Below are 4,103 nucleotides of genomic sequence, written 5' to 3'. Positions count from 1 at the left end.
CGGGCCTGCGCTGCTGCGCAGCGCATCCCGGAATGACAGAAGAGAGGGCTTGGTTGAAGCGGGATTCCAGGTTCGCTCACTGCGTGAGCGCCCCGGAATGACTGGTAGAGAGTATCCCTTGAACGTGAGTTAGTTCACGCCAAGGCGAGCATCTCGCGCACGCTCGCCGGCCACTTGGCCGTATCCACCCCGTGCGTGGCGAACAGTGCCACAGCCAGGCGGTCCATGCCGAAGGCGACGCAGCCGGTGTGGGCGGGCTGGCCGGCGGCGTCCTGGATGCCCCAGGTGACGCCGAAATGTTCGCGGTGATAGTTGAAGCTCATGCAGGCGGTCGGGGATTCTTCCGAACGCAGCGGGATCAAGAGCTCGAACTTGAGCGCCTGCTGCACCTGACTCACCGCCTTCATCTGGCCGACGCGGCCGAAGAACGGATCGGACGCGGTGTCGACGCGGAATTTCAGGCCGAGATCGGCCGCGATCGCCTGCGCCTTGACCATCCAGCGCTCGCGGAACGCGGCGACGTCTTCCGGCGCACCGATGCAGACATATTCACGCATCCGGAACGACTGCAGACGGTCGAGATGCTTGGACGGCTCGCGGCGGAAACAATCTGCCGCGACGTCGAAGCGCAGGCCGCCTCCCGGCAGCGGGCCGCGGCTAGCGGCCAGCGGATACACCGGGTAGCAGGCCGCCGGCGACAGCACGAGGTCGGCCGGCGACAGCGACGTGGTCCAGTCGCCGCCCCGATCGAACCGGGTCACCGCGGCGTTGATTTCCTGTTCGGTGCCGTGCAGACCGCAGACGCAGCCGAGCAGATTGGGGAAGCTCTTCAGATAGCCGGACTTCTCGAGCTGCGCCCGGCTCATCACCGGCGGAAACCGCATCACTTCGGTGCCGTCCTCGCGATGCCGCGAGATCAGCGCCGCCAGCTTCTCGATGACGCCCTCGTACAGCGCAGTGCGGGCGTAGACGCCGTCCGCGCCCATCGGATGAAACAGGTGCGCGGCGAGATGATCGAGCGGATCGACCGGGGTCGCAGACGGAACAGAGCGGATCGCGATATTCATCGGAAGCGGCCTCCTCTTGTCGTTGTTATGTTTTGTCTCAGTCGCGCAGGCCGAGCGGCACCGTGCTCATCAGGCTGGCGGTGGCGATATTGCTCAGGATGCGATCGTTGTTGATCATCAGCGGCGCCGACAGCACGTCGCGCAGATGCCGCCCGACGGTGAAGTCGCCGTCGTTGCGATACCCCGACAGGCCGCAGGCCCGCATCGCGCTCATCACGGTCTCGACCGCGAGTTCCGAGGCCTCGACCTTGAGCAGATTGATCGACGACTGGAAGTCCAGCGAAGACAGCGCGCGCTCGTCGTATTCCCGTGCCGCATAAGCGTCGAGATGCGCGGCGATCAGCGCGCGCAGCTTGATCAGCGAGGCCTTGGCCGAATTGTAGTGCTTGGCGCCCGGCGGCATCTGCCCGCCGGCGCCGCGCGCCGCCTTGCGGATGAACGCCTGCGCGCGGTCGACCGAAGCGGCCGCGATGCCGGCCCAGGCCGACGACCAGCTCAGATGCGCCACCGGCGTCATCGTCTGGGCGTGAATGCGCTCGTACGGCTCGGCGAACACCTGATCGACCACGCCCTTGGCGCGCAGTTCGAAGCCGGTGGAACGGGTGCCGCGCATGCCGAGCGTCTCCCAGCCCAGCGTCGGCTTCAGCGTGTAGTCTTCCTTGGTGAACACCGCCAGCACCTGATCGGACGACGCGGCATCGGACGCGCGGCGCGCGATGGTCATCACGCCATCGGCTTCGGCGCCGTAGGAAATCACGGTCGCGTCGCGCACCAGCGACACGCCATCGGCGGTGACGTCGACGGCCGCGGCGCTGGAGCGGATGTTGCCGCCGTTGTTGCCTTCGGTGGTGGAGGATGCCAGCAGCAACTGCTCGCGGGCGATGCGGCGCATCAGCGTCTCGAGCCACTCGTTGCCGCGGCCGTGGCGGACCAGGCAAGCCACCTTGGTCTGGTGCATGGCGACGATCATCGCCGTCGAGGAGCAGGCGCGGCCGAGCGTGTAGCACATCTCGGCGACGTCCTCGATCGACGCCCCCTCGCCGCCGAATTCGACCGGAATCTGCGCGCCGAGCAGGCGATGTAGCTTGGCGGCGTCGAGCGCGGCTTTGGGGAACCGGCCTTCGCGATCCACCGCCTCCGCATCGGCGGCAGCGATCTCCGCGACTTTGGCGCCACGTTCTGTCAGCGGCACGACGGCGGGTGCGAACACATCGGCGGGCCGCATATCACGGACGGGTTGCTCGCTGATCATCGCCATGGCCTGAACTCCTCCCGCAACGGTCTTCGATAAATGAATGTGTCGGACATCCCGACGACTGCGGCGCAGGCTAGGAATTTGATTCAAATGCGTCGAGGAGATTCAAAGTGAATCAATTTGGATTCGAAATGGAGGGTTAATCCCCGCTTTCGCGAATAGCGCGACTTTTCGACGATCGCGTTAGCGTTAATTAGCGATGCGCGCGATGTGCCGGTATCCGCAATTGTTTCTATAAACTTTCTGCGATTACATCTCTGTAACATCAGGTTCCGGCAGCCATCGCGTCACCACGCCGGATCGCTTTGTTACTTGTGGAGTACACGACATGCAGACGGGCCTCGATGCCGATATCCAGGGCCGGATCACCACGCTGGTCGAAGAGATTCTCGCTGCCAATTCGCTGCCGGGCGGCGTCAAGCCGGACACGCATCTGGCCGACGCTGGCCTGACCTCGATGGAGATGGTCAATCTGATGCTGGGCGTGGAAGCCGCGTTCGATCTGACGCTGCCGCAGTCCGACATCACGCCGGAGAATTTCCAGTCGGTCGAGACGATCACCAGGCTGGTCGCGCAGCGACTGCACGCGCACGCGGCGTAAGACCCATTCAAGACGACAACTAACAACCAGCACATTCGAGAAACAGGAGGCCCCCAGATGTCCAACCCTTTCATCCTCACGTCCAAGACCGATGTCGAGTTGCGGCCGGCACCGATCGAGCCGTCCTGGATCACCGAGGGTAATCCGACCGCGACCAACTGCACGCTGTCGCGCAGCGCGGACGGCATGGCGTCGACGATCATCTGGCAGTGCACCGAAGGCAAATTCGAGTGGCACTACGACATCGACGAGACCATCTGCATCCTCGAAGGCTCGGTGGTGATCGAGAGCGATGGCATGCCGGCGAAGCGCTACGGCCCCGGCGACGTGATCTTCTTCAAGGACGGCGCCGTAGCGCGCTGGCATGTCGAGGGCCATGTCCGCAAGATCGCGTTCTGCCGCCGCACCCAGCCGAAGCTGGTCGGGCTGGCGGTTCGCGCCTTCGCCAAGCTGCGCTCGATGCTGATGCCGTCTTCGGCGCGGCCGGTGCAGTCGCTGCTCGGCGCAAACTGATCATCAGCGATTTCTGCGGCACAAGGCCGCACGACAGCAAAGGCGGATCGCATGTCGATCCGCCTTTTTGTTCTCTTGACGCCGCGTAGTTTGGATTGATTTGCCGCAAAGCGGCGGCCCGCGCGTTCTGGCATTCCCTTCTAAAGTCGCATCGGGGTGCAGCGGGCAGCGATGGATTGTTTTCAGAGCAGATCAGGCAGACCGGCGATCCTGGCGATCGTCTACAAGGACAGCGGCGCGGCCTGCCGGATGCTTTCGGAACTCGGCCATCGGCTGCGTGACGGCGGCGCTTACGTCTCGGGACTCGTCGGCTACCAGCCAGCGCGCGGACAGACGCCGCGCTGCGACATGGAAGTCGAAGAACTGTCGTCCGGCTTTATCCTGCAACTCACCGACGACTGCAGCCGTCAGCAACACGGCTGCCGCATCGATCCGGCAGCGATGCAGGAAGCCGCGGCGCTGATCAGCGCCTCGTTCGCCAAGGGGCCGGATCTGCTGATCATCAACAAATTCGGTCAGCTCGAGGCCGACGGCGGCGGACTGATCGACGTCATCAGCGAAGCCGTCGATCACGGCATCCCGGTGATGGTCGGCGTGCCGGAGCGCCTGCTGCGGCAGTGGCGCAGCTTCACCCAGAACCTCGCCGAAGAAGCCACCCCGGAGTCAC

General features: G+C 64.6%; 5 protein-coding genes. 3 read left to right on the top strand and 2 right to left on the bottom strand.

Annotation, left to right across the window (positions count from 1 at the left end; all coding sequences use genetic code 11):
* Positions 1–134: 134 nt before the first annotated feature.
* Positions 135–1,067, bottom strand: coding sequence for an amino acid--[acyl-carrier-protein] ligase (locus I5M_RS13295; RefSeq protein ID WP_022721847.1), 933 nt, complete (start codon positions 1,065–1,067; stop codon positions 135–137).
* Positions 1,068–1,104: 37 nt separating this feature from the next.
* On the bottom strand, positions 1,105–2,325 hold the full coding sequence (locus tag I5M_RS13290; protein WP_022721846.1) for an acyl-CoA dehydrogenase family protein: 1,221 nt from the start codon (positions 2,323–2,325) through the stop codon (positions 1,105–1,107).
* A gap of 325 nt (positions 2,326–2,650) precedes the next feature.
* On the opposite strand from I5M_RS13290, the gene I5M_RS13285 reads away from it, so the two are divergent.
* The 3 genes from I5M_RS13285 to I5M_RS13275 form a co-directional block, all read left to right on the top strand.
* Positions 2,651–2,923: a phosphopantetheine-binding protein gene (locus I5M_RS13285; protein ID WP_022721845.1), complete on the top strand. Its 273-nt coding sequence runs from the start codon at positions 2,651–2,653 to the stop codon at positions 2,921–2,923.
* A gap of 57 nt (positions 2,924–2,980) precedes the next feature.
* Positions 2,981–3,436, top strand: a complete 456-nt coding sequence (locus I5M_RS13280) for a cupin domain-containing protein (RefSeq protein WP_022721844.1) — start codon at positions 2,981–2,983, stop codon at positions 3,434–3,436.
* Positions 3,437–3,607: 171 nt separating this feature from the next.
* The coding region (locus tag I5M_RS13275) for a DUF2478 domain-containing protein (protein WP_022721843.1) at positions 3,608–4,103 on the top strand (496 nt) is incomplete at its 3' end.

Source organism: Rhodopseudomonas sp. B29, assembly GCF_000333455.1.
Taxonomy (GTDB): domain Bacteria; phylum Pseudomonadota; class Alphaproteobacteria; order Rhizobiales; family Xanthobacteraceae; genus Rhodopseudomonas.
Note: the sequence above shows the minus strand (reverse complement) of the source record. Positions and strands in the feature narration are given on the sequence as shown.